Here is a 24,125-nt window from a genome sequence, read left to right on the forward strand (position 1 = left end):
GTCTCCGATCAGTTCGCGGTCAGCACGACCTTGACGCTCTGCGAGCGGTCGAGCGCCAGCCGCAGCGCATCCGGCGCGGTCGACAGCGGCCGCTCGGCGGTGACCAGCGACAGCACGTCGACGCTGCCGTTGCCGATCAGTTCCACCGCGGTCATGAACTCGAAGCCGAAGCGGAACGAGCCGCGCAGGTCGATCTCCTTGGCCATCACCGCGTTCGACGGCGTCGGGATCTGCCCGCCCGGCAGATTGCCGATCTGCACCACGACGCCGCCGCGCCTGACGATGCCGATCGCGCTGGCAAGGCCCGCGGCCGTACCCGAGACCTCGAAGGCGACGTCATAGGGACGCGCCGCGGCTTGTGCTTTCAAGCCTTCCTCGCCGGCGGAGACATTCTCGACATGCGAAGCGCCGAGCTTGGTCGCAAAAGCCAGCGGCGCCGGCGCGATGTCGGCGACCGTGACGTCGGCCATGCCGGCGCGGTGCGCGGCGAGCATGGTCAGAAGCCCAATCGGGCCGGCCCCGAAGATGATGCCGCGCTTGCCCTCGATATTGCCGGCGCGCGCGACCGCGTGCAGGCAGACCGCAAGCGGCTCGGCGAGCGCCGCAGCCTGGTAGGAGACGTGGTCCGGAATCTTCTCGCACTGCGCCGGGACTGCATCGAAGTAGTTGGCGAAGCCGCCCTGCATGTGCGGCGTCTTCGAGGCCGAGCCCATGAAGTAGATGTTCTCGCACAGGTTCGGCCGGCCCTCGCGGCAGGCGACGCAATGGCCGCACCAGCGCGACGGGTTGACGGCGACGCGGTCGCCGACCTTCAGATTGGCAGCGGCTCCGGAGATCTCCACAACCTCGCCCGAGATCTCATGGCCGAGCACCAGCGGCGACTTCACCACGAAATCGCCGGTCCGGGCATGGCGGAAGTAGTGCATGTCCGAGCCGCAGATGCCGCCGGCACCGAAGCGGATACGCACCATGCCCTGGCTAAGCTTCTCGAGCGGATGCTCGATCATGCGCAGGTCTTCGGGGCCGAACAGGGTTGCGGCGAGAGCGGTCGAGGTCATTTGGAGAGTCCCATGTATTTAGGCAGCCAGAGGGTCAGTTCGGGAATGTAGGTGATCGCGATCAGCGCGAGCATCAGCGGCACCAGCCAGGGCAGGATGGCGACCGTCGTGCGTTCGACCGAGAGCTTTGCGACGCGGGCGAGCACGAACAGCACCATGCCGAGCGGCGGATGCAGCAGGCCGATCATCAGGTTCAGCGTCATGATCAGGCCGAAATGGATCGGATCGATGCCGAGCTTGAGCACGATCGGCAGCAGGATCGGCGCCAGGATGGTGATCGCGGCCGTGGTGTCGATGAAGCAGCCGACGAACAGGATCAGCACGTTGGCGAGCGCCAAAAACACCCATTTGTTGTGGGTGATGCTGAGCATCCAGTCCGAGAGCATCTGGGCGGCCTGGGACACCGTCAGCAGCCAGGCGAAGATCGAGGCTGCGGTGACGATGAACAGCACCGAGGCCGTGGTCTCGATGGTGTCGAAGGTCGCCTTCGCCACGGTCTTCAGCGTCATGGTGCGGTAACGGATGAGGCCCAGGAACAGCGACCAGATCACCGCGGCGACCGCGGCTTCCGTCGGCGTGAACCAGCCGAGCGTCATGCCGCCGATCAGGATCACCGGCGCCATCAGCGCCATCACCGCGGAGAAGTCGAAGTACCAGTCGATAATGAGCAGCGTACCGAGACCAATGACGACGGCCATGTTGACCGAGAGGCCGGCGAGCACCATCAGCCAGATCGCCATCGGGAAAGCCAGCACGATGGCGATCTCGAGGCCGGCCGAGCCGAGCTGCGGCCAGGAGAATGGCGTATCGCTGCCCCATTTGTTCTTGTGCGCGAAATAGGTGACGGTCGCCATCATCAGCAGGGTCATGACGATGCCGGGGATGACGCCGCCCAGGAACAGCGCGCCGATCGAGACGTTGGCCATCATGCCGTAGATCACGAAGGGCAGCGACGGCGGGATGATCGGCCCGAGCGTTGCGGACGCCGCGGTGACGCCGACCGAGAATTCGGTGGAGTAGCCGTGGTCCTTCATCGCCTTGATCTCGATGGTGCCGAGGCCGGCGGCGTCCGCGATCGCGGTACCGGACATGCCCGAGAAGATCACCGAGCCGATGATGTTGACGTGGCCGAGGCCGCCGCGCATCCACCCCACCAGCGCGACGGCGAATTTGTAGATGCGTCCGGTGACGCCGGCGATGTTCATGAGATTGCCGGCCAGGATGAAGAACGGCACGGCGAGCAGCGGAAAACTCTCGACGCCGGCGATCATGCGCTGGGCCAGCGTGACGTCGGGCGTCACGCCGCTGACCAGGATGTAGAGCAGCGACGACACGGCCATGGCAATCGCCACGGGAACGCCGAGCAGCATCAGGACGAGAAAGCCTCCAAGCAACAGCAACATGGGATTACCCTTCAAAACCGTCGTAGGCGCCGGGACGTTCGAGGATCGAATAACCCTGTCGCAAATGTTGAATGGCCACCTGCACCGAGCGCGCGAACATCAGCACGAAGCCGGCCAGCACGGCGTAATAGACGTAGTCCTTGGGCAGATTGATCGTGGTCATCGATTCATCGCCGATGATCTGGATGTAGACCCAGACCAGCTTGATGGCGTAGCCGCAGAAGGCGATCCGGATCAGGTCGATGATGGTCGACAGCACGCGCGCCACGACGTGCGGCAGATAGCGGTAGATCAGGTCGACCTGGATATGCCGCGACAGCCGCACGCACATCGAGGAACCGATGAAGACCACGCCGATCAGGCAATAGGTCGCGATCTCCTCGGTCCAGGCATAGCTGTCGTTGAGCACGTAGCGGGTGAAGAACTGGAGGAAGACGGCCAGCGCCATCACCCAGAAGATCGCCAGCGCCACCCAGTCCTCGAAAGCGTAGACGCCGAGATCGACCTTGGGCGTCGCCTCCTCCTCGAAGGTGTGGGCGATCTCGTCCGCGGTGATCTGCCGGTGTATTTCGGCGGTCGACATGGGGTTACTCCTCAAACGACTTGAACGTCATTCCGGGGCGGCTCGAAGAGCCGAACCCGGAATCTCGAGGTTCCGGGTTCTCGCTTCGCGAGCCCCGGAACGACGGCGTTGCTTATTTCACGTCCTGGATCTTCTCCCAGTCGGCCTTGCGGTAGCCGAACGTCTCGAACGCAACGTTCTTCAGCACGGTGTCGCGGAACTCGTTCTTGTCGACCTCGGTCACGGTCAGGCCCTTCTCCTTGAAGAAGGCGACCAGCTTGGCCTCGTTCTGCTTGATCTCCGCGGTCGCTTTCGCAGCGGCCTCCTGCGCGACGTCGGTGAAGATCTTCTTGTCCTCGTCGGAGAGCTTCTTCCAGAGCGCGCCCGCCACCACCGTGTTGAGGTGGTCGACGATATGGCCGGTCAGCACGATGTGCTTCTGCACCTCGTAGAACTTCTTGGCCTCGATCGTGGTCAGCGGGTTCTCCTGCGCCTCGACGGTGCCGTTCTGGAGCGCGAGATAGACTTCGGCGAACGCGATCGGTGCGGTGTTGGCGCCGCAGGCGCGCGGCATTGCGAGGTAGGCCGGCACGTCGGGCACGCGCATCTTCAGGCCCTTGAGGTCGGCGCAGCTCTTGATCGGCTTGTTCGACGAGGTCTGGCGCACGCCGTAATAGGTCACGGCGACGATGTGGTGGCCGCTCTTGTCCTCATAGCCCTTGGCGAGCTCCTTGAAGATGTCGCTCTTGGTGTAGGCGAGGAGATGGTCCGAGTCGCGGAAGGTGTAGGGATAATAGGTCACGCCGATCGGCGCGAAGCTCTTGGCCGCGAAGCTCGAGCCGGAGATGATGATGTCGACCGAGCCGAGCGAGAGGCCCTGGTTGATGTCGGCTTCCTTGCCGAGCTGCGAGGCCGGATAGACGTCGACGGTGTAGCGCCCGTTGGTGCGCTTGCCGATCTCCTGCGCGGCCCAGACCGAAGCGGTGTGGAACGGCTCCGAGGTCTCGTAGACATGGGCCCATTTGAGCTTGGTCTGCGCCATGCCGGCATGGGTCGTGGCAAACATTGCCGCGGCGGAGACCGCGAGCATCATCGTCATCTTCTTCAACATTGACTTTTCCTCCATCGTTCAAGTCTGCTTCTTGTTCGCCCGCACCTTAAGCGGATGCAGGCCGCCCAATCTCATCGCCGCCGCGCTCTGCTGCTCGCGGCCTGCTTCTTCTTCGATGCCGGTTTCGGCTTCGATGGCTTTACCGGCGCTCGCACCGCACGGCCGTGGCCCGAAACCGGTCCTCCCGCGCTCTCGGCGCCAAAGTTCTGCGCAAAGCGCTCCTGCGAGCGCGCCAGATGCTTTCGCATCGCCTCGCGCGCGGTGTCCGGATCATGCGCCGCGATCGCGTCGCGCACGGCGCGATGCTCGTCGAGCGCGGTGCGCCACGTGCCCGGGCTCTCGAAATAATGCGCAAGCTTCGCGAAATAGGGATTGAGACGCTGGTCGAACAGCTCGCCGACCACGCGCACCAGAACGGCATTGCCGAGACTTCCGGCGATCGCGACATGGAACGCGCGATCGTGCACCATCGAGGCCTCGCCGGGATGCTCGACATTCTCCATCGCGACAAGCGAGGCGTCGATGCGGGCAAGATCGTCTTTGGTCGCAACGCGCGCGGCCTGCTCGGCGATCGCGCTTTCCAGGAATTCGCGGGCGCGCAACAGCTCGAACGGCCCCTCGATGACAGCAGCGGCTGCGGGCGCGGCAAACGCGGCAGGCTCGATCACATAGATGCCGGACCCGACGCGGATACGGAGGCGGCCTTCGACCTCAAGCGCGATCAGGGCTTCGCGCACCGTCGGCCGCGACACCTTGAGCTGCTCGGCGAGCTCGCGCTCGGTCGGCAAGCGGCTGCCGACCGCGTACTCGCCGCTGTCGATCAGGCTTCGCAATTGATCGGCGACCTGGCGATAAAGCCGTCTCGCCTCCACAGCTTCCAGCGGCACGCTGGTCCTCCCGGAAGGGGCGCGCAGGGTCGTTGAAACCCGCGGCCCGCCAATTTTTGGAAAATTGGTCTTACCAATTGACCGGAGCATTGACCGAGGACGGGCGCCATGTCAAGCAGCGGCAAAGCAATGGGGGAGACGTCCATGCGCCTTGGCAGCGCCAATCTCGACCGCTTGCCGCCGGCCATCCGCCGCCCGGCCTACGACCGCTCGCGCGTCACGCCCGGCATCGTGCATCTCGGCCTCGGGGCCTTTCATCGCGCGCATCAGGCCGTCGTCGTCGACGATTGCCTCGCCAGCGGCGCCTTGTCCTGGGGCATCGTCGGTGCGAGCCTGCGCAGCCCAGATACGCGCGACGCCCTCGCCCCGCAGGATCATCTCTATACTGTTGCCATCCGCGCCGCCGAAGGCACCGAGCACCGCGTCATCGGCGCCCTGCTCGACAGCGTCGTCGCGCGCGAGAAGCCTGCAGCGCTGGTCGAACGGATGGCCGATCCCGCCATCCGCATCGTCTCGCTCACGGTCACCGAGAAGGGCTATTGCCACACGCCGCAGACCGGCGATCTCGACGAGCGGCATCCTGACGTCGTGCACGATCTCAACAATTTTGACGCGCCCCGCTCGGCGCCCGGCTTCATCGTTGCTGCGCTGGCGCGCCGGCGCGCACAGGGACTGGCACCCTTCACCGTGCTGTGCTGCGACAACCTCGCCGCCAACGGCCACACCGTACAGCGGATCGTGACGCAGTTTGCCGCGCTCCGCTCGAAGGATCTCGGTAAGTGGATCGCGGATGCGGCCGCCTTTCCCTGCACCATGGTCGACCGCATCGTGCCGGAGACGACGGATGCCGACCGCGACGCGGTCTCGAACGCGCTGGGTTTTCGCGACGCCTGGCCGGTCATGACCGAGCCGTTCACGCAATGGGTGGTCGAGGACCGCTTCACCGCGGGCCGGCCCGACCTTGCCGCCGCCGGCGTCGAGCTCGTGACCGACGTCAAGCCGTTCGAGCTGATGAAGCTGCGGCTGCTCAACGCCAGTCATTCCGCGCTCGCCTATCTCGGCTATCTCGCTGCTTACGAGACCATCGCCGACACCATGCGGGATCCGCACTTCGCGCGCCTCGCCGCGCGGGTGATGGAAGAGGCCGCGGTGACGCTGACGATGCCAGCAGGCACTGACCTCGGCGCCTACCGCGCCTCGCTGCTCAAGCGCTTCGCCAACCCTGCTTTGCATCATCGCACCTGGCAGATCGCGATGGACGGCTCGCAAAAGCTGCCGCAGCGCCTGCTCGGCGCGATGCAGGATCGTCTCGCGAGGGGCCTGCCGATCGCGACGCACGCGCTCGCGGTCGCCGGCTGGATGCGCTACGTCACTGCGCTGGACGAGCAAGGCCGCGCCATCGACGTGCGCGACCCCCTTGCCGCCGAGTTCGCAGGCATCGCGCGCGAGGCTGGTCCCGTAGCCGAACGGCTCGCCCCGGCCCTGCTCGGGGTCGAGAAGGTGTTCGGACCGCTGGGCACCGAGCCGCGCCTGCGCGAGGCCGTCACCGCGGCGCTCGGCCGTCTCTATCGGGATGGCGCGCGACGGGCGGTGGAGACGCTGGTTTCGGCCTGATCACAAAGCAGGCAGCGGCCTCCCCAATGCTGCACTGCGGTCAAAATCGAACGTAAAATCAAACGCAAGTCGCGCTTGATTTTTGCCTGTCATTGCCGCACCCGAGAGGCATGGCAAAGGACAGCAAGGTCATCGCCGCGAATGCGGCCTTCTATGCCGCCTTCTCCACCGGAGACGTCGCCGGCATGGAGCGGATGTGGGCGGACGACGACGGAATTTCCTGCATCCATCCCGGCTGGCCGGCCATCATCGGGCGCGCCACGGTGATCGGAAGCTGGCGTGACATCCTGCAGAACCCGCAGCGGCCGCAGATCGTCTGCGCCGAGCCGCAGGCCATCGTCGACGGCGACAGCGCCCGCGTGCTCTGCATCGAGATCGTCGACGGCACCGCTTTGGCGGCTGCCAACCATTTTCGGCGCGTCGGCGACGGCTGGCGTCTGGTGCATCACCAGTCGAGCCCGATCGCCCAGATTGTCGAGCAGGCTGAGGACGATAGAACGAGCCGCCGCGTCCACTGACCGGGGCGGACACGCGGGCGTAATGTACTGTGCATGGGGTTGTTTTCCGACTTTTTTGTTGGCGGCCTCATCCAAGCCCCGCCAGATCGTCCAGCACCACCCGCGCCGCGGTGAAGTCGTCATCCCCGAAGAACATGCTGCGGGTGATGAGAACGGGAATTCCGGCCCGTGAGGCCGCAATCAGGCCGTTGGCTGAATCCTCGATCGCAACACAATCGGAGGCATCGAGCTTCAGCCGCGCCAGGATCTCGAGATAGACGTCCGGCGCCGGTTTCTTGTGCCTGACATCATCGCCGGCGACGATGGCATCGAAGTCCGCGGCCCAGCGCGTGCCCAGCGCCTGCGACAGCAGCGCATCGATGTTGCCATGCGACGTGGTCGTCGCGATCGCGAGCCGCTGGCCGCGCGCCTTCGCTGCAGCAAGCAGTTCCGCCACACCCGGCCGCAACGGGCAGCAGCCGGTCTCGATCAGCTCGGCGTAGTGCGCGGTCTTGATGCGGTGAAGCTCCGCAATGTCTGCATCCGACAATGCCGGGGCAATGCCCAGCCTCGCGTGGTAGGCGCGCATGCGCTCCTTGCCGCCCGTCACCCGCAACAGATCCTTGTAGACGGAGCGGTCCCATTGCCAGTCGAGACCGGCGCGGGCAAAGGCGTGGTTGAAGGCCAGCCGATGCAGTTCCTCGGTCTCGGCCAGCGTGCCGTCGACATCGAAGATCAGCGCGGCCGCGTGCCGGATCAGCTCGGCCGCATCCACCGGCGCCAGAGCGAACGCTTCTGCCTGCATGGTCGATGCCTCCCTGTGCCAGGCGAGCATCGCCCCGGCTGCCGGGCGAGACAAATCGCAATATCTTTTGCCGGACCCAAAAATCTCTTATGAGCGACTGGCGCGCAGCTGGCGCGACGGGAACTCGGACCTGCACGGGAGACGCATGCGGCTCTTCATCCTCGGCCTCGGCTACAGTGCCCGGCATTTCGCCCGCAAATTTGGCGGCAGCTTCCCGCATGTCGCCGGCACCGTGCGCGATCCCGGCGAGCGAACCGACCTGCAGGATATCGAGGTGCATGCCTTTTCCGGCAGCCGCCCCGCGGACGCGACGCTCGAACGTATCAGCGAGGCCGATGTTGTTCTGGTGTCGATCCCGCCCGGCAGCAATGGCGATCCCGCCATCGCGGCGTTTGGCGGCGTGCTGGCGGGGCGTCACCGCAAGATCATCTATCTCTCGACCATCGGCGTGTATGGCGATCATGGCGGCGCGTGGGTGGACGAAGGCACGCCACCGCAGGCCGCCTTCGAGCGCACGCGCCTGCGGCTCGCGGCCGAGCAGGCCTGGACCGATAGCGGGTACGGCAATGTCGCGATCCTGCGGCTCGCCGGCATCTATGGTCCCGGCCGCAACGCGCTGGTGACGCTGCGAACCGGCACGGCCCGGCGCATCATCAAGCCGGGGCAGGTCTTCAACCGCATCCACGTCGACGACATCGCGAGCGCGATCATGGCCGCCATTGAGCACGGGCGCGGCGACACCTTCAACGTCTGCGACGACGAGCCCACGCCGCCGCAGGACGTGATCGCCTACGCCGCGCAGCTCATGGGCGTTGCGCCGCCGCCGGAAGAGGCGTTCGAGACGGCCGAGATGTCGCCGATGGCGCGCAGCTTCTATGCCAGCAGCGCCCGCGTCTCCAATGCGAAATTGAAGCGCGAGCTCGGCGTCAAATTGGCTTATCCGACCTATCGCCAGGCGCTGGATGCGTTGTGGCGCGCAGGCGAAGGACGATAGGTTCCGCTACATCCGGCGCCTCCCAGACATGCCCTGCCCGCGCTTGACTTCGCTCCGGCGCGGCCGTGATCTAGGCATGAGCGAGCCATCCGCATAACGAGCTCGCCTGGGAGGATTGAATGAACAAGACGATCGCCATGATCGCGGCGGCGGCTGCCGCCATCACGCTCAACGCAGCACGTGCCGCGCCACTGCCCGAAGCCAATCCCGATGACGCCGGTTTCTCGAAGCAGGGTCTTGCGCGGCTCGACAGCTTCTTCGCGCGCGAGATCGCGGCCAAGCGCGTGCCCGGGGCAGTCGTCGCGGTGGCGCGGGACGGCAAGCTCGTGCACTACAAGGCCTATGGCATGCTCGATCCGGACAAGGGCACGCCGATGCCGGTCGATGCGATCTTCGCGCTGGCCTCGATGACCAAGCCGATGGCGGCGGTCGCCGGCCTGACGCTGATGGAAAGGGGCCAGCTGCCGCTCCAGGCCAAGCTGTCCGATTACTATCCGGGCTTTGCGGACATGAAGGTCGGCGTGCCCCAGAGCGACGGCTCGCTCAAGCTCGAGTCGCAGGCCTCGCCGATCTTCATCCACGATCTCTACCGACACACGTCCGGATTGATGTATGGCGGCCGGCCGGACTCATCGAGCCCGGTGGCGCGGCAATATCCCGATGGCGTCGCGCCCGCGATCGAGGGCGACACCCAGGCCTTCATCGACCGCATGACAAAACTGCCGCTGGCGCATCAGCCCTCGACCGAGTTCGAGTACGGTTTTTCGATCGACGTGCTCGGCGCCGTGGTCGAGAAGGTGAGCGAGCAGAAGCTCGGCGATTATCTCGCCGCCAATGTCTGGCAGCCGCTCGGCATGAAGGACGCGACCTTCCACCCGACCGACGCGCAGCGTCCTCGCCTTGCCCGCCCGTTCGCGAACGATCCGCTGACCGGCAAGCCGCAGGCGATCAAGCTGCTCGATACCCCAACACAATTCGACTGCGGCGGCGCCTGCTCGTTCGCGACCGTCGGCGACTACATCCGCTTCGGGCAGATGCTGCTCAACGGCGGGGAGCTCGACGGTCAGCGCATCCTCGGCCCGAAGACCGTGCACCACATGACGACCAATCATCTCGGCCCCGAGATCAAGAACAACGTGGCGAATGTCGAGCCACATCGCGGCGGCTTCGGCTTTGGCCTGTCGGTTGCGGTCCGCACCAGCGAGGGCCTGTCGTCGGTGCCCGGCAATCCCGGCGAGTTCACCTGGAACGGCGCCTACGGGACGCAGTTCTTCTGCGATCCGAAGGAGCGTCTCGTCGTCGTCGTGGGCACGGCGGCGCCAGGCGAGCTCCGCAAATATTATCGCGAGCAGGTCCAGGACATTGTCTATGGCGCGATGGTGAAGTGACCGTGCCTCGATAAGGAAAGGGCGGCCACTCGGGCCGCCCTAGAAATTTGGCGTCAGCTCAACACGCCGTACTTCTTGAACCAGGCCTCGGCCTGCTTCCAGGCATCATCCGCCGCGTCCCTGCGGTAGCTGCCGCGATAATCCGCGTGGAAGCCGTGCGGCGCTTCAGGATAGATCTTGAACTCGGCCGTCTTCTTGTTCTGCTCGAGCGCTGCCTTGAGCTGCTCGACCTGAGCAACGGGGATGCCGGTATCGGCACCGCCATAGAGGCCGAGCACCGGCGCCTTCATCTCCGGGGCGAGCTGCATCGGGCTCTTCGGCCACAGCGGATTGGCGGGGTCGACCACCGTGCCGTAGAAGGCCACGCCGGCCTTGAGCGTGCCGCTATGGGCGGCATATTCCCAGACCGTGCGCCCGCCGCGGCAGAAGCCGATGATGCCGAGCTTCGCGGTGTCACCGCCCTGCGATCCCGCCCAGGCCACCACCGCGTCGAGATCGGACAGCAGTTCGGCGTCCGGCTTGGCGTTGACGATCGGCAAGAGATCCTTGACCTCGGTGACCCTGGTCAGGTCGACGCCCTTGCGGAAGTAATAGTCGGGTGCGATGGCAAAGGCGCCGAGCTTGGCGAGGCGGCGCGTCACGTCCTTGATGTATTCGTGCAGGCCGAAAATCTCCATCGCCACGATGATCACCGGCGCCTTGGCGTTGCCGGCGGGGCGGGCGAAATAGGCGGGCATCTCCTCGGAGCCGACCTTGATCTTGGCATCGCCGGCCTGGAGGCCGTTGGTGTCCGTCGTAATGATGTCGGCACGGACCGGACCGGCCGCGAGCGTGTAGCCAGCGGCGACGGCCGCGGTGGCGCTCATGAATCCGCGGCGAGAGAGCGGGGCGACTTTCGTCAGCCCGACGACGTCGGATGTCATGGTGGTCTCAAAGCTCATCGGTCTTTCCCTTCCTGCTTCCCATGCTGATGCCCCTGGGGCGCCGCATTCGCCAATAGTTGTCGGACAAACGCAAGTCACCAGCCTGCGAGGACGCGGCCCTCCGTCTCATCCCTTCGTTGGCGCGATCACCTCGGCAGCCTCCGGCCGCCGAAGGACCACGCGCGCCACCCGACCAGATCAGCCGTCCGCCGGGGACTGATCGTGTGCAGGCTTTAACCGCGTGGCCGCACTGCGGCGCAACATCCATTAACCCAAGATTGTGGTTCTCCCGCCCCACTCCACGCCGTCAGAAGTTGCAGATCCGCCGCCGCTCCGCCCATTTCGAAACGCTCCGCCGCAACAAATGGGCTGTGCAGTGGCCGCAACGACACATCATGTTGCCCGGATGCTGCGCGCCATCGGATTCCGGCACGTGATGCGCAGTCATTTGACTGAAATTTTCGGAAGAGTTGAGCCGTCCGGTTTACTCGAACTTTCTTTGTGACGCTCTAGTTCCACGGCCGGAAGTTCCATCTCCGGCAACGGAGAGCGGTCCTCCGAGGCACGCTCCGCCGTCCGGCCAAGGACGAAGGATCGCCCGAGAGCTTCATTGTCGTCCACCAGATTGCGCTACCCAAGGCTCAATTGAATAAAGCTTTATCCGATCCGGAATTGAAATGAATTTGGCTCGCGAATCGATCGAACTGGTGGAGCAGGTCGCACGCATCCTGTGGTTCGAAGGCACCAAGCACGGCTTGCGCGATCGCGAGTGGATGGCGCTGCGTTTCCTCTCCCGTGCCAACCGGTTTTCCCGCACGCCCTCGGCGCTCGCGAGTTACGTCGGTACCACGCGCGGCACCGCCTCGTTCATCATCGGCGAGCTCGAACGGCTCGGCTATATCGAACGAAAGCGCTCGGCCAAGGACAAGCGGTCGGTGTTGCTGAGCGTCACGCAGCAGGGCAAGAAGTTCCTGGCGCGCGATCCCGTCAACGTTCTGGTCGACGCGATTGCCGTGCTCGACGAGGAGGCCAAGATCCGCTTCCGCGACGCGCTCCGCCACGTGCTGGATCAGTCCGACGCCGCCGAGCAGCGGCACCATACCGACGTCTGCAAGCGCTGCATCTTCCTCCGGGAAGATCGCACCAGCGCGGACGGCAAGACGACGGTCGAGTTCTCCTGCCGCCTGTTCCGCGCGCCGATCGCGGAGCCGGAGGTCGAGCTGCTCTGCACCGGGTTCGAGCATCACCGCCCGTAGACGGCGGGCTTCGATCAGGGCGTAGCCTTGCGCGACGAATAGATGACGCCGCCGCTGGTTTCCACCACCAGGCGTCCGTTCTCGCTCCGGATCTCCTCGATACGGCCGAGGCCGGGCACCTGCTGTCCCAACACGGCCTCGATGACGCCGTTCGGACTTTGCAGGATCGCGATCCCCTCATAGGCCTGGCGCACCGACCAGCCCTTGACCACCTTTCGCGGTGCCGCCGTACGTTCCGAGGCAGGCACCGACCCCGTGTATTCCGGCACAGCGACCGAGGCCATCATCGGCATCGTCGGCGAGGGTGGCTGCGAAGCAACGGTCGCCGGCGCCGGAGCCTGGGCTTGCGCGAGCTTGTCGAGCTTCACCGTGGAGGACGAGCTCACCCGTTCGATGCGGTCGAGGTTCTCGGCGAACCGGCCGAAGCGGTCATTGGTTGCCTTGCTGGATTGATCGACCGCGGTCCGCAGGCCGTCGAGATTTTCCGACACGCCCGACACCTGCTTGCGCAACTGGGCGACCGTCTCGCGCAGAATCCTGATCTCGGTATTGGCCGCGACATTGTTCTGGGCGGGCTGCGTGGTGAGATAGGCGATCACGCCGGTGCAGGCGCACACCACCAGGACGGCGGCGACCGCCAAAGTCGCGAGAGGCACCACCCAGGTCGGACGAGGCGGCGGCGGCTTGGCCACGATCACCGCCGGCTTGATCACTGTTGGCGCGGGCTTGGGTATCGCCATCTTGTCGAGGCGCGCCTTGGCACGAATGCGCTTCAAGCCCTCGAGCGCCTCCTTTGCCAGCGTTTCGTCGTTCGCCACTGCCGACATCCGCTTTGCACTTGCTGCGGGCTTGGCCGCTTGCGTCGGGTTCGTCTTGGGCGCTTCCGGAGCCGACTTCGCCGCCGCGGCAACATCGGCTGTTGCGCCGGGACGAGCTTGTCCATCGGACGACATGTGAAAATGCTCCGTTCGCTTCGATCTTTCGAGCGACGAATTTATTTGGCGAAGCTTGCCTGAAACGTGCGCATCGAAAACTTTTCAGCACGCGCAATGCGACGCCGAATGAGTCGAAAGCGTCACGCTCGCGGCGAGAGTGCGACTCGAAAGACACACACTCGCCAAGATTTCGCCAAGCTGGAGTCGGCGCGCCACACATGAGTCGAATTGTCGCATGTGGAAACCCGGTGGATAGAGTCAATCCCGGGTTGAAAACCCCTCCATATGCGTGACCTGCATCACCACCCAAAATAGCAGTGATTATACAGGGATGCGGAACTATAGACCCAGCGCGGTGCAAAAGTAGTTCAGCATCAAAACCAACTGGTGTGAGTAGATATATCAAGAAACAACTCGCAACAAACCAACAGCATCAAACACGCATAGCAACCGCTTTGTTACGCGCGCTTGATCGGGAATCGGCAATTGTTACGGTCCTACTCAAGTGATTCTCGCCAGTTGGCGAGGAGATCGGCAAAGTTCAGTAGCGTTCGGACGCAATAGGCAACTTGGCGCAACTGTTCTAGGTCGCTGTCTCAATCCGCCCCGCGAGGTGATCCGTAAGACACCCGCCGGGCCTCACGCAGTAAGCGTTCAGTATCGAGTCGAAGTAACAGGCCCGCGGAAAACGCAGGCACTGAATGCGTAGGGCTGCCCGCGAATATCGAAACCATAACAACGGTTCGCGGGATGGAAATATCGTCAAACAGCATGGTCGCCGAGCCGGTGCATCACAACAACCAGCCGGCCGCGACAAGTGCGAAACAGGGGCGAAAGACTAATGTATATTATCGTTGATGATCGCGAGAGCGTCACGAACAGCTACGTTGGAGGGCTCGTTCGCGAAGGCGTATCGTCGATCGGCTTCTCCTCCGGAGAATTCTGGGACTGGCTGCAATCTGCGAGTGAATCGGACCTGGCAGCGGTCGACGCGTTCCTCCTCGGGGATTGCGATGCCCGCGGAAGTCTGCCGCGGGCGATGCGCAAGCGCTCCGCGGCTCCCATCATCGCCATGAGCGGCCAGAAGATGCTCAAGAACACGCTGGAGCTGTTCGAATCGGGTGTCGACGACGTCGTGCACGTACCGATTCACCTGCGCGAAATCCTCGCCCGGACGGCCGCAATCGCGCGCCGCCGGGTGGGCGAACTGCCGAGGCCCTGCGAGACCAGGATCCAGGTCTTCTTCAACGGGCGTGACCCCGAGATTGCGGGCCACGCTCTCACCCTGCCCCGCCGCGAACTGCGCATTCTCGAATATATGGTCAGCAACCACGGCAAGTGGATCACCAAGACGCAGATCTTCAACGCGGTCTACGGCATCTTCGAGTCCACGTTCGACGAGAGCGTGATCGAGAGCCACGTCAGCAAGCTGCGCAAGAAGCTCCGCGACCGCCTCGGCTTCGATGCGATCGTGGCCCGCCGCTACGTCGGATACCGTCTCAACATCCCGGCCGGCGAAACCATCGACGTGCCGATGCAGGAGCTCGACGAGGTCGGCATTCTCCTCAACAGGGCGCATGCCGCCCCGGCGGCATATCCGGCCGGAAACTGACGCGGCAGAGCGCCGTCACGAAACCGACAACGGCCTCCGCGGAGCATCTTCGCGGAGGCCGTTGCACTTTCGGGAGCCGCGCGCGCAGAACGCGGGCCTTACACCGCGGCCGCGGCCGCAGCAAGGCGCGACGAGATGAGAATGGCGCCTCAGGATCTCATGCGGACGTGATGCTTCCGCAAAAGCCGCCTCACGCCTGTCCGGTGAAGCCTACGGCTTCGACTGGAATTCTTCCTTGGAGACGTAGTTGAAGTCCTCGACCAGGACGTCCTGGACGACGTCGGCCTGCATCCGCTCGTTGACACGCTGCTTGATGGCCGTCGTGAGGATCGAGAGGTCGTAGCGGGCGAGCTTCCTGAAATCGAGGCGGTCGTCGGCATAGATCCGGCGGAATGCCTCGTCGACCACGAACGGCTCCGGCGGAACATTCAGCTGGTGCATGGTCCGCGCCTCCACGGTGTAGACGAAGCGCGCTACGATATAGCCCTGCACATTGCCGTTCTCGACCATGGGCACGCTCAACGCCCGCGTCTTCTGGTACTGGAGCCCGTCCAGATAGGCGTCCTTTGCCGGCAAAAGGCTGCCGTTTTCCTTCCAATAGGCCACGGCGTAGCTCGTGCCCGCCGTGAGGATGCAGACCCAGAGCCCGGCCAGCACGAGTCTGATCATTTTCCGTCCTGTGCTGTGCGACCGGTATAGGTCCCGTCCGACTCGGCTTCCTTGATCGCCTTGACGATGATCGACGCAACCTCGCGCACCGCGTCGTAATGCATCTCGAGGACGGACCGGTTGCGCTCGAGCTTCTCGCGCAGGCGCTGGATCTCCTCGGTGACCTCGACCTCGCTGCCAAGATGCATCCGCGCCCGCATCAGGCGGACGAACTCCAGCATGCTGCGGCTCTTGCGGGCGCTGAAGTCGTCAAAGTCGATCTTCTTGCCCGTCGTGAGCGCGACCGTCTCCTCCTCGACGATGTTTTCGAGCCGGCGGATCGCCGCCAACAGGCCGCGCACCTCGTCCGATCTCACCGCATCTGCGCCCTCGATCACCGCCTCGCCGCTGACATTGGGTAGCAATACCGGCAACAGCGCATCGGGAGATGCTGCAGCAATCGTCATCGCCTCGGTGTCCACGACCGGCTGCTCCATCACCAGGGCTGTCGCGCCTTCTTGTGCCTGCATAGGAAATTCACCCCTCAACTTCTGTCACCCATTCCGGATCATGATCCGGCCTTTCCCGTCACGTCCGGACCCGCCGGATTTGCTGCGGCGAGTTGCTTCGCAATGCCAATGCCCTTGCCCTTCGCGAGCTGGTTGCCGAGTTGCTCCGCCAGCATCGATTTCCAGACGCTGCCCGCGGTCCCCTTGCCGAACAGCTCCTCGGACTCCTTCGGCAGCATCGTTTCGACGAAGCTCTGGAGGATGAAGGCTTCGAACTTCCGGTAGACCTCGCCGGACGCCGGCGCCTTGATCACCTGCACCGGAGGTCCGTTCACCGCGCCTGACTGCGCTTCGGCGACCTTCGCCGCGGATTGATCCGCAGCCGCAGCCGCGGCCGCTTTGCCGACCTCGGCGTCCATCGTGGCAGCGAAATCGGCGCCCGACGATTTCAGCGCATCGAGCTTCGCGGTCGCCGCGCGCTGCGTCACGGGATCGGCGGCTTCGAGGACGTCAAGGACGAGGTCGGGTGTCGCTGTCACGATCATGTCTTGGTCCGGCTGGCTGGCCGCGGCGTCCATGCGCGCACGGTGAGGCTTGTTCCCGTCATCTCCTCGAGCGAACGCTTTTCGGCGTCGCGAAGCTTCTCCGCGAGCGCCGCCTTGGCGACTTCCTCGAGCTGTTTCACGCGGCGGGTCTCGCGGCGAACCTGATCGAGCTGCCGCGAGGCCTGCTCCTGCGCGGCGCGCGCGCCGACGCTTGTCCTGTTGAGTCGCCGTGCGATCGACTCGCTCGACGATCCAGCCGGCGGCTTGCCCTCGTTCAGCGCGCCGACCAGCCATTCCTGCTCGTCCTGCAAGCTTTGCTCCTGCTGCCGCAGGTACGCGAGCTGCCATTCGGACAGCCGCAGCTGGAGCTTTACCAGCGAGACCATCCGACCAAGCTTGTCCGCGCGCGACTTCATGTCGTCACTCCGCCAGCCAGGAGGAGACGCCGAGGATGAACTGCGTCAGGAGCTCGTCGCTGGTGAGGTAGAGCAGCAGGAAGCCGCCGAACAGCACGAAGGGCACCGAGATGAAATAGACCGGGATCGCCGGCGTCAGCTTGTTGATCAGTCCGACCGCGAAGTTGACGATGACGGAATAGACGATGAAGGGGCTGGCGATCCGCAGCGTCAGCACGAACGCCTCCGACAGGCGGCCCACGAGCTGGTCGAGCGCCATGCTGCCGCCGATCCTGCTGCCGGGATGCCAGACGTCGTAGGAGTTCATCAGCCCGCGCAGCACCTGCCAGTGCTGGTCGGTCATGAAGAACAGCGTGGTGACCGATGCCATGATCAGCGGCACCAGCGCCGGCGCCGGATCGGTGTCGCCGACCGGCGTTCCCGGGATGTTGCTCAGTCCGATCGCGCTCGCCATCACGGTTGCCATGGTCTGGAGCGCGAGGAAGAACACGCGTCCGCCGAGGCCGATGACGCTACCGACCAGGATCTCCGTGCCGATCAGCAGCGCGAGCGACAGCGGTGCCGCGTTGTCGGTCAGAGGTTTCAGTACCGCGATCAGGATCGGCGTCAGCGCGAACGTCGTGACCAGCGCGATGAACAGCCGGACCTGGGCCGGGACGTTGACGCTGGAATAGCCCGGTACGAACATCAGGCAGGCGCCGATGCGGCAGAACACGATGAACGTCACCAGCACGCTGTCGGCGAGGCCGCTGATCACGATATGGCTCCGAGCGCACGGATCTCGGAGCTGCGCGCCACTTCGACATGCGACAGGATCGGCAGCGTCGGGAACACCCGCTCCAGGATCATCCGGACATAGGGGCGTGCTTCGGGGGTCACCGCCAGCACCACGCTCGTGCCGTTCTCGGTGAACTTGCGGATGGCGGCGCTGGCTTCCGTCGCAAACTGCTCGATGAGCCGCGGATCGGCGTCGAATTCAACGACGTCGCCCTTGGCATCGCGCTTCAGGCTCTGGTGGAAGGCGAGATCCCAGCGGTTGCCGAGGCGGACCACGTTGAGCACGCCATTGTCGGAGAGATCGCCGCAGATCTGCTGGGCAAGGCGCGTGCGCACATGCTCTGCGACCTGCTCGGAGCGCCGCACATGGGGCGCGATCTCGGCAATCGCCTCGAGGATCAGATGCAGGTTGCGGATCGACACGCGCTCGGCCAGCAGGATCTTCAGGATCGCCAGCAGGCCGGAGTAGGAGATCTGCGAGGGGCAGAGATCCTCGACCAGGCGCTTGTATTCGGGATCGAGCCGGTCGAGCAGCCCGCGCATGTCCTTGTAGGACAGGAGCTGGGCGAGGTTCGCCCGGATGACTTCGCTCAAATGCGTGAGCAGCACCGACAGATTGTCGACCGGCTTGCAGCCCTGCCGCCTGACCTCGTCGGCGAAGGCTTCCGTCACCCACAGTGCCTTCATGCCGAAGGCGGGCTCGATCACCTCCTCGCCCGGCACGTCGGGCTTGCCGTCCTTGTCGACGAGCACCAGCACCTCGCCGAGCCTGAGCTCGCCGTTGGCGACGCGGGTGTCGTGGATGCGGATCTGGTAGCTCTTGGGATCGATCGACAGATTGTCGGTGAGCTTGATCTCGGGAATCACGAAGCCGTATTGCTTGGCGAACTTCTTGCGGATCTTGGCGACGCGGTGGCCAAGCTCGGTGCGCGAGCCCAGGAGGTGGACCGAAAGATGGCCGCCGAGCGCCAGCTCGATCTCCGCCGTCTTCAGCGATTCCTTGACCGATTCCTTGGCCTGGGCCTGGGCGCGCTCGTCGGCCTTGCGCGCATCTTCCTTCTGCTTCTCGGCCGCCTGCCGCTTGGGCAAGGTGTAGCCGACGAAGGCCATGACGCCGCCGAGCAGCACGAAAGGCGGCATCGGCAGTCCCGGCATCAGCGCGAGCACGAACATCATCAGCGCGGCGGCCGACACCGCGCGAGGATAGCCGCCGAGCTGCCGGAGCACGGCCTGTTCCGCCGAACCCCTGGTGCCACCCTTGGAGACCAGCAGGCCCGCGGACAGCGACACGATCAGCGCCGGCATCTGCGACACCAGACCGTCGCCGACGGAGAGCTTGGTGTAGACGTCGGCGGCGCGCGACAGCGTGAGGCCGTGATGGGTGACGCCGATCACGATGCCGCCGAAGATGTTGATCGCGGTGATGAGCAGACCGGCGATGGCGTCGCCGCGAACGAATTTCGAAGCACCGTCCATGGCGCCGAAGAACGCGCTTTCCTCTTCGAGCTCGCGGCGGCGGCGCTGGGCTTCCTTGTCGTCGATCAGACCCGCGGACAGATCCGCGTCGATCGCCATCTGCTTGCCGGGGATGGCGTCCAGGGTGAAACGGGCGCCGACCTCGGCGATACGGGTTGCGCCCTTGGTGATCACGACGAAATTCACCGTGACCAGGATCGCGAAGATGATGAGGCCGATGACGAAGTCGCCGCCCATGACGAATTTGGAGAAGCCGGCGACGACGTAGCCGGCGGCGTGCTCGCCCTCCCCGCCTCGCGACAGGATGAGGCGCGTGGTCGCGATGTTGAGCGCGAGGCGCAGGATGGTCGCGATCAGCAGCACGGTCGGGAAGGCCGAGAAATCCAGCGGCCGCTGGATCCACAGCGCGACCATCAGGATCAGCGCCGACAGCGCGATCGAGAAGGCGAGGCCTAGATCGATCAGGATCGGCGGTATCGGCAGGAACAGGATCGTGAGCATGGTCACGATGCCGGCCGCAAAGAAGGCGTCCGCCCCGAATCGGCGGGGGCTGGGCAGGCTAGCAGCTAACGTATCGGCCATGGGTCACCGGCAGAGGGTCCGCCCCGTAATCTGCCGCGCAAAGCTTACGCGAGGGTGGTGGCCGCCTCGCGGCTCAGAAGCCCCGCTCGATATGCGAATAGACCATCTCGGTGAAGGTGGAGAGATGGGCGCCGATGAACGAGCCGGAGACGGCGACGACCACGAGAATGACGATGATCTTCGGAACGAAGGTCAGCGTCACCTCCTGGATCTGGGTCAAGGCCTGCATCAGTGCAATGATGGTGCCGACCAGCATTGCCGCGCCGACCGCAGGCCCGGAGGCGACGATGATGGTCCAGATCGCCGCCTGGACGATGTCGAGGGCGTCGCGCTCGTTCATGACTGGCTGATCGTGAGGCCGGGCCCGACGGCGACCTTCGTGCCGTTCTCGAGGGTCGCGATGGAGCCGTCGCTGTTGATGGAGATGGACTTGACCTTGCCGGAAAAGGTCGCGCCGGTCGAGTCGGTGAAGCTGACGGTCTTTCCGATCAGTGCGTCGGCCTGCGACAACGACTGCGAGGACAACAGCGCGTCCAGCTTCGTATTGGTCTGCATGGCCTGCTCGACCGTCGAAAGCTGGGCGAACTGGCTCATATATTGCGAGGTGTCCATCGGATTGGTCGGATCCTGGTTCTTCATCTCGGCGACGAGAAGCTGAAGAAAGGTATTGTAGTCGACGCTGTTGCTCGACGTGGTCGTCGTGGTGCTGGTCGACTTGCTGGTGCTGTCGGTCGCGCTGGTGACGTTCATGTGCCTCTCCGCTGTCAGGCAGCCTGGAATGGGGAAACGATCGTGGCGCCGGCCAGGATGGCCTGCTCCACCGGGAACAGCGCCCGGATCCGCTTGAGGGCCTCGAAATAACGTGTCGCCTCGACCAGCTCGTCGACCGCGGCGAGCCCCTCCAGCATCTCGCGGCTTTCGCACACCGCGACCAGGGCCGCGTGGTGCTGCGCGTAGAGCGCCGAAGCGTCGCGGACATCGGTCGGGTTCATCAGCATGAGCTGAACGATGAAATAGAGCTGCCGCATCGCAGTAGTGGCGTCGGACGCTTGCATGATCTGCCCTTCGAGCAGGAACATGACGTCGTTGACGAGCTCGACGGAGACCTTGCGGTCCACGCGCAGCACCGCGCCGTTGATGTAGATCCGTTCGCCCGCCCGCAAGGATATCTTCATTAGAGCGCGTCTCGGATCAGGCGGTTGATTTCGATGAGCTGCGCGACGTCATCCGACCTCTCTTCGCGAAGGCGATCGGCCTCCTTGATGACCCACAAGCCGATCGAGATGATTTCCGCGCGCAGCTTCTCGGGAAGCCCGTTTTCCGGATGCGAGAGATCCTCGATGAAGATCGTCCACAACCGCCGCACATAGAGCATGCTCTGGACGTGATCCTCGAAACTGTAGTGTCCCGTCTGAAGCCGCTCGAGGCGATCGATGCCGAGACTGAGCGCCTGGCGCTCGCGGCCTCTCGCCTCATAGCCGCTCTCGTCGACGACCGATGCATAGGCTTCAAACGTCATCAGGACCACTCTGCGCAGGAAACGGAATAACAAGACAAGGGTCGTGAACCTCGAAAAAGCGAGCTTGGCTCAGAGATAGTTGATGAGGCTGATCTTCTGGAGCTGTGAGGTCAGCGCCAGCGCCGTCTGGATCTGGGTCTGCAGGGTGTTGACCCGGACCGAGGCTTCCGTCGGATCGACTTTCTCCATACCGACGATCTGATTGTTCAGAATGTCCTGCTGCGTCTTGAGCTTGTCGGTTGCGGAGGTGATCCGCTGCTGGACCGTGCCGACGCTGCCGCCGAGGGTCGCGAGATCAGAAATTGCGCTGCCGACGAGGCTGATGGCCTTGTCCACGACGACCTGGAACGTCTCCTGGCTCAGTTTCGCGTTACCGAGATCCGCCATCATGGTGTAGGCCTCGGCGAGCTTGCGGAAGCCGGGCTGGTTGGCGCTGACGGACGTATCGGCGATCTCGGTCGTGGAGATGCGGCTTTGCATGACCTGGTCGGTAGCCGATGACCAGTTGGTGTTCCAGGCCGGGCTCGCGAACTCGGCATCGAAGGTGGTGTTGAGGAACGTCTGCATCTGTGCGGGGGTTATGCCGCTCACGCTGGCCGAGGATTGCGAGAAGCCGAAGGTCGCAAGGAAATCGGCGTCGACCCGGTTCTTGCTGGCCGAGCCCGTGGCATAGGGCGTGACCGGCTGGTTCTGGGTGTTGACGCCCGAGAAGAGATACGAGCCGTTATAGGAGACGTTCAGCGCGCCGATCAGATCCTGCAGGTTGGCGGACGCAGGCGGCAGAACGATCCGGCCGCCGTTGTCGGTGCTGCGAGCCGCGATCAGGTCCTTGAGGAAGTCCGTTGCGGTCGTGCCGAGCTGGGTGATCCGGGCTTGCGTCACGTCGAGGCGCCCCGAGACGAGCTCGTTGGTATCGACGAGCTGATCGGCGAAGCTCCAGTCCGCCCGCAGGGTGAGGTCGCTTCCCGTCGTGGCCCCAAGCTCGAGGCCCACATCGTAGAAACGGCCGGTGGTCGCTTCCGTCGACGCCTTGCTGAGCGCGGCCTGGTTGTTCGTGATTGACGTCCTCAACGACGAAGACAGCATCAAGGTCGAGATGTAGTTCGCGCTCATCATGGCTTAATTCCCCACGGCAGCCAGCAGGCTCTGCAACATTTCGTCGACGGTCGAGATGATCTTCGACGAGGCCGAATAGGTGCGCTCGACCTGAAGCATCAAGGACATCTCGTCGTCCATGTTGACGCCGCTGACGTTCGACAGCGCCGCGGTGCTGCGGTCGAGCAGCGTTTTCTGGTAGGTGACGTTGGAGTCCGCGGTCTTCCGTTGGTTTTCGATCCAGCTCGTCGACGACGACGCGTAGTCGATCAGGCTGCCGCTCGGCTTGCCTTGCGTGGTCGCATCGAACGGCTGTGCCGCATCCATGCCGCCGATGAGCTGCTGCAGCCGGGTCGAGTAGCCGCCATTGCCAGCGGTGTTGTATCTGTATGCAGGGTTGCCGCTGATCGCGCCGTCGCGCAGCAGATTGGGATTGCCGCCGAGCGCCGGATCGACTGACGCCGCGACGCTGATCAGGCCGGCAAGTCCGACCGAGACGGTGGCGCTCGCCGGCATCGCCGGCGCGCCGGGATAGGTGAAGAGACCGGGAACATCGGGCAGCGCCGCAGCGGTCTGATCGCTCTCCCTGAAGGTGTTGATCAGCCCGCGCGCGATTTCGTCGAGCTGACTCTGATAGGTGACGGTGTCCTGGTCACGCAGCTGAGCTAGACCCGCAAGCTTGCCCGACTTCAGCGGCATCACCGAATTGGCGCCGGTCACCGGGACGCCGTCGATGACGACCGCGTTGCCCGTGGTGCCGGGCGAATAGATGTTGGTCGCCGTGAAGCTGACCGTTCGCGCCGTCTTGTCGAACAGCACGACGCCGCTGTCGGTATAGAGCGCAGCATCGCCGTTGGTGCGGATCGACATCGAGACGCCGACCTCCTCCGACAGCTTCGATACGATGCTGTCGCGCTGGTCGAGATAGTCGGTGACGTCGTCACCGGCAATCGTCCCCCTCACGATCGCATTGTTGACCTTGTCGAACTGGGAGAGGAGCTGGTTGATGTTGGCGACCGAGGTCGCCATGTCGGCATCCGCTCCCTCGCGAACCGATTGCACGGTCTTGGTCGCCTCGTTGAGCGAGGTCGCCATATCCTTGGCGGACGTGACCGCCGCCTGAGCCAGCGTGGTGTTGTCCGGGGCGTTGGCATATTGCTGCAGCGCCTTCTTCAGCGCATTGAGCTGCGAAGTCGGCGACTGGTCGAGCTCCGGATCGTCGACCGTTGCAGTTGCGATCTTCTGGAGACCGTCATAGATCGCGCTTTGCTTGGCCGACGACGAGGTCGCGGTCAAGACGTTGTTGTAGAGACCCGAGCTGGCGGCGCGCTGGATCGCCGCCACATAGACGCCGGCCCCTGGCAGATTGTCCAGCACCGCGATCTTGCGCGAATAGCCGGTGGCGCTGGCACCGGCGATGTTGCGCGAGATCGTCGAGGACTGAATGCCCGACGCCATGAGTGAAGCGCGGGCGGAGTCGAGAGCGGCGGTAAGGGACATGTTTTGCTCTTGC

26 protein-coding genes are annotated in these 24,125 nt (G+C 64.5%); 6 read left to right on the forward strand and 20 right to left on the reverse strand.

Translation table 11 applies throughout. The annotated features are described in order from the left end of the window. Positions 1-8: 8 nt before the first annotated feature. The 5 genes from IQ16_RS15990 to IQ16_RS16010 form a co-directional block, all read right to left on the reverse strand. The gene (locus tag IQ16_RS15990; RefSeq protein ID WP_018641206.1) at positions 9-1,058 is read right to left on the reverse strand and encodes an L-idonate 5-dehydrogenase; all 1,050 of its coding nucleotides are present in this window, start codon (positions 1,056-1,058) and stop codon (positions 9-11) included. Next, on the reverse strand, positions 1,055-2,461 hold the full coding sequence (locus tag IQ16_RS15995) for a TRAP transporter large permease (protein WP_018641207.1): 1,407 nt from the start codon (positions 2,459-2,461) through the stop codon (positions 1,055-1,057). Before IQ16_RS15995 ends, IQ16_RS15990 begins: the two co-directional genes overlap by 4 nt. 4 nt (positions 2,462-2,465) lie before the next feature. Beyond that, a complete protein-coding gene (locus tag IQ16_RS16000) occupies positions 2,466-3,044 on the reverse strand; it encodes a TRAP transporter small permease (RefSeq protein WP_018641208.1) in 579 nt (192 codons plus the stop codon). Positions 3,045-3,156: 112 nt separating this feature from the next. Further along, the gene (locus tag IQ16_RS16005; RefSeq protein WP_430648212.1) at positions 3,157-4,116 is read right to left on the reverse strand and encodes a sialic acid TRAP transporter substrate-binding protein SiaP; all 960 of its coding nucleotides are present in this window, start codon (positions 4,114-4,116) and stop codon (positions 3,157-3,159) included. A gap of 89 nt (positions 4,117-4,205) precedes the next feature. Beyond that, entirely contained in the window at positions 4,206-5,021 is an 816-nt protein-coding gene (locus IQ16_RS16010) for a FadR/GntR family transcriptional regulator (protein ID WP_018641210.1), read from the reverse strand. A 144-nt stretch (positions 5,022-5,165) separates the two neighbouring features. Between IQ16_RS16010 and IQ16_RS16015 the strand changes: the two genes are divergently transcribed. Next, the gene (locus IQ16_RS16015) at positions 5,166-6,635 is read left to right on the forward strand and encodes a mannitol dehydrogenase family protein (protein ID WP_035665830.1); all 1,470 of its coding nucleotides are present in this window, start codon (positions 5,166-5,168) and stop codon (positions 6,633-6,635) included. 110 nt (positions 6,636-6,745) lie between these two features. Then, on the forward strand, positions 6,746-7,153 hold the full coding sequence (locus tag IQ16_RS16020; RefSeq protein WP_018641213.1) for a nuclear transport factor 2 family protein: 408 nt from the start codon (positions 6,746-6,748) through the stop codon (positions 7,151-7,153). A 67-nt stretch (positions 7,154-7,220) separates the two neighbouring features. Here IQ16_RS16020 and IQ16_RS16025 read toward each other — a convergent pair whose 3' ends face one another. Next, positions 7,221-7,937, reverse strand: coding sequence for an HAD family hydrolase (locus IQ16_RS16025; RefSeq protein WP_026311728.1), 717 nt, complete (start codon positions 7,935-7,937; stop codon positions 7,221-7,223). 145 nt (positions 7,938-8,082) lie between these two features. Between IQ16_RS16025 and IQ16_RS16030 the strand changes: the two genes are divergently transcribed. Both IQ16_RS16030 and IQ16_RS16035 read left to right on the forward strand, forming a co-directional pair. Next, positions 8,083-8,931, forward strand: coding sequence for an SDR family oxidoreductase (locus IQ16_RS16030; RefSeq protein WP_018641218.1), 849 nt, complete (start codon positions 8,083-8,085; stop codon positions 8,929-8,931). Between the two features lie 119 nt (positions 8,932-9,050). Next, entirely contained in the window at positions 9,051-10,319 is a 1,269-nt protein-coding gene (locus IQ16_RS16035) for a serine hydrolase domain-containing protein (RefSeq protein WP_018641220.1), read from the forward strand. Positions 10,320-10,372: 53 nt separating this feature from the next. Here the strand turns inward: IQ16_RS16035 and IQ16_RS16040 are convergent, their stop codons facing one another. Continuing rightward, entirely contained in the window at positions 10,373-11,260 is an 888-nt protein-coding gene (locus tag IQ16_RS16040; protein WP_018641222.1) for a dienelactone hydrolase family protein, read from the reverse strand. 659 nt (positions 11,261-11,919) lie between these two features. Between IQ16_RS16040 and IQ16_RS16045 the strand changes: the two genes are divergently transcribed. After that, positions 11,920-12,498 (forward strand): MarR family winged helix-turn-helix transcriptional regulator, encoded by a 579-nt coding sequence (locus tag IQ16_RS16045; protein ID WP_018641224.1) that lies wholly within the window; start codon positions 11,920-11,922, stop codon positions 12,496-12,498. Positions 12,499-12,512: 14 nt separating this feature from the next. Here IQ16_RS16045 and IQ16_RS16050 read toward each other — a convergent pair whose 3' ends face one another. Further along, entirely contained in the window at positions 12,513-13,451 is a 939-nt protein-coding gene (locus tag IQ16_RS16050; RefSeq protein WP_018641227.1) for a hypothetical protein, read from the reverse strand. Positions 13,452-14,274: 823 nt separating this feature from the next. Here IQ16_RS16050 and IQ16_RS16060 point away from each other — a divergent pair. Then, positions 14,275-15,045 carry a response regulator transcription factor gene (locus tag IQ16_RS16060; protein ID WP_026311729.1) on the forward strand — a complete coding sequence of 257 codons (771 nt, stop codon included), beginning with the start codon at positions 14,275-14,277 and terminating at the stop codon, positions 15,043-15,045. A 210-nt stretch (positions 15,046-15,255) separates the two neighbouring features. On the opposite strand, the gene IQ16_RS16065 is transcribed toward IQ16_RS16060, so the two are convergent. The 12 genes from IQ16_RS16065 to flgK form a co-directional block, all read right to left on the reverse strand. Next, a complete protein-coding gene (locus tag IQ16_RS16065; RefSeq protein ID WP_018641232.1) occupies positions 15,256-15,714 on the reverse strand; it encodes a hypothetical protein in 459 nt (152 codons plus the stop codon). Next, positions 15,711-16,223, reverse strand: coding sequence for a hypothetical protein (locus IQ16_RS16070; protein ID WP_018641233.1), 513 nt, complete (start codon positions 16,221-16,223; stop codon positions 15,711-15,713). Before IQ16_RS16070 ends, IQ16_RS16065 begins: the two co-directional genes overlap by 4 nt. A 38-nt stretch (positions 16,224-16,261) precedes the next feature. After that, on the reverse strand, positions 16,262-16,747 hold the full coding sequence (locus IQ16_RS16075; protein ID WP_026311730.1) for a rod-binding protein: 486 nt from the start codon (positions 16,745-16,747) through the stop codon (positions 16,262-16,264). Next, entirely contained in the window at positions 16,744-17,163 is a 420-nt protein-coding gene (locus tag IQ16_RS16080; protein WP_018641235.1) for a hypothetical protein, read from the reverse strand. Before IQ16_RS16080 ends, IQ16_RS16075 begins: the two co-directional genes overlap by 4 nt. Before the next feature lie 4 nt (positions 17,164-17,167). Next, entirely contained in the window at positions 17,168-17,920 is a 753-nt protein-coding gene (fliR, locus tag IQ16_RS16085) for a flagellar biosynthesis protein FliR (RefSeq protein WP_018641236.1), read from the reverse strand. Next, complete coding sequence (gene flhA / locus IQ16_RS16090) at positions 17,917-19,998, reverse strand: flagellar biosynthesis protein FlhA (RefSeq protein WP_018641237.1); 2,082 nt, start codon at positions 19,996-19,998, stop codon at positions 17,917-17,919. Before flhA ends, fliR begins: the two co-directional genes overlap by 4 nt. A 73-nt stretch (positions 19,999-20,071) precedes the next feature. Next, on the reverse strand, positions 20,072-20,338 hold the full coding sequence (gene fliQ / locus IQ16_RS16095; RefSeq protein ID WP_018641238.1) for a flagellar biosynthesis protein FliQ: 267 nt from the start codon (positions 20,336-20,338) through the stop codon (positions 20,072-20,074). Beyond that, entirely contained in the window at positions 20,335-20,748 is a 414-nt protein-coding gene (gene flgD / locus IQ16_RS16100) for a flagellar hook assembly protein FlgD (RefSeq protein ID WP_018641239.1), read from the reverse strand. Before flgD ends, fliQ begins: the two co-directional genes overlap by 4 nt. Before the next feature lie 14 nt (positions 20,749-20,762). After that, the gene (flbT, locus tag IQ16_RS16105) at positions 20,763-21,173 is read right to left on the reverse strand and encodes a flagellar biosynthesis repressor FlbT (RefSeq protein WP_018641240.1); all 411 of its coding nucleotides are present in this window, start codon (positions 21,171-21,173) and stop codon (positions 20,763-20,765) included. Continuing rightward, the gene (gene flaF / locus IQ16_RS16110) at positions 21,173-21,517 is read right to left on the reverse strand and encodes a flagellar biosynthesis regulator FlaF (protein WP_018641241.1); all 345 of its coding nucleotides are present in this window, start codon (positions 21,515-21,517) and stop codon (positions 21,173-21,175) included. Before flaF ends, flbT begins: the two co-directional genes overlap by 1 nt. A 69-nt stretch (positions 21,518-21,586) precedes the next feature. Beyond that, a complete protein-coding gene (locus tag IQ16_RS16115; protein WP_145831593.1) occupies positions 21,587-22,633 on the reverse strand; it encodes a flagellar hook-associated family protein in 1,047 nt (348 codons plus the stop codon). 3 nt (positions 22,634-22,636) lie between these two features. After that, a complete protein-coding gene (flgK, locus tag IQ16_RS16120; RefSeq protein ID WP_018641243.1) occupies positions 22,637-24,112 on the reverse strand; it encodes a flagellar hook-associated protein FlgK in 1,476 nt (491 codons plus the stop codon). Between the last annotated feature and the right edge of the window lie 13 nt (positions 24,113-24,125).

This window comes from Bradyrhizobium huanghuaihaiense (assembly GCF_007830635.1).
Lineage (GTDB): Bacteria > Pseudomonadota > Alphaproteobacteria > Rhizobiales > Xanthobacteraceae > Bradyrhizobium > Bradyrhizobium huanghuaihaiense.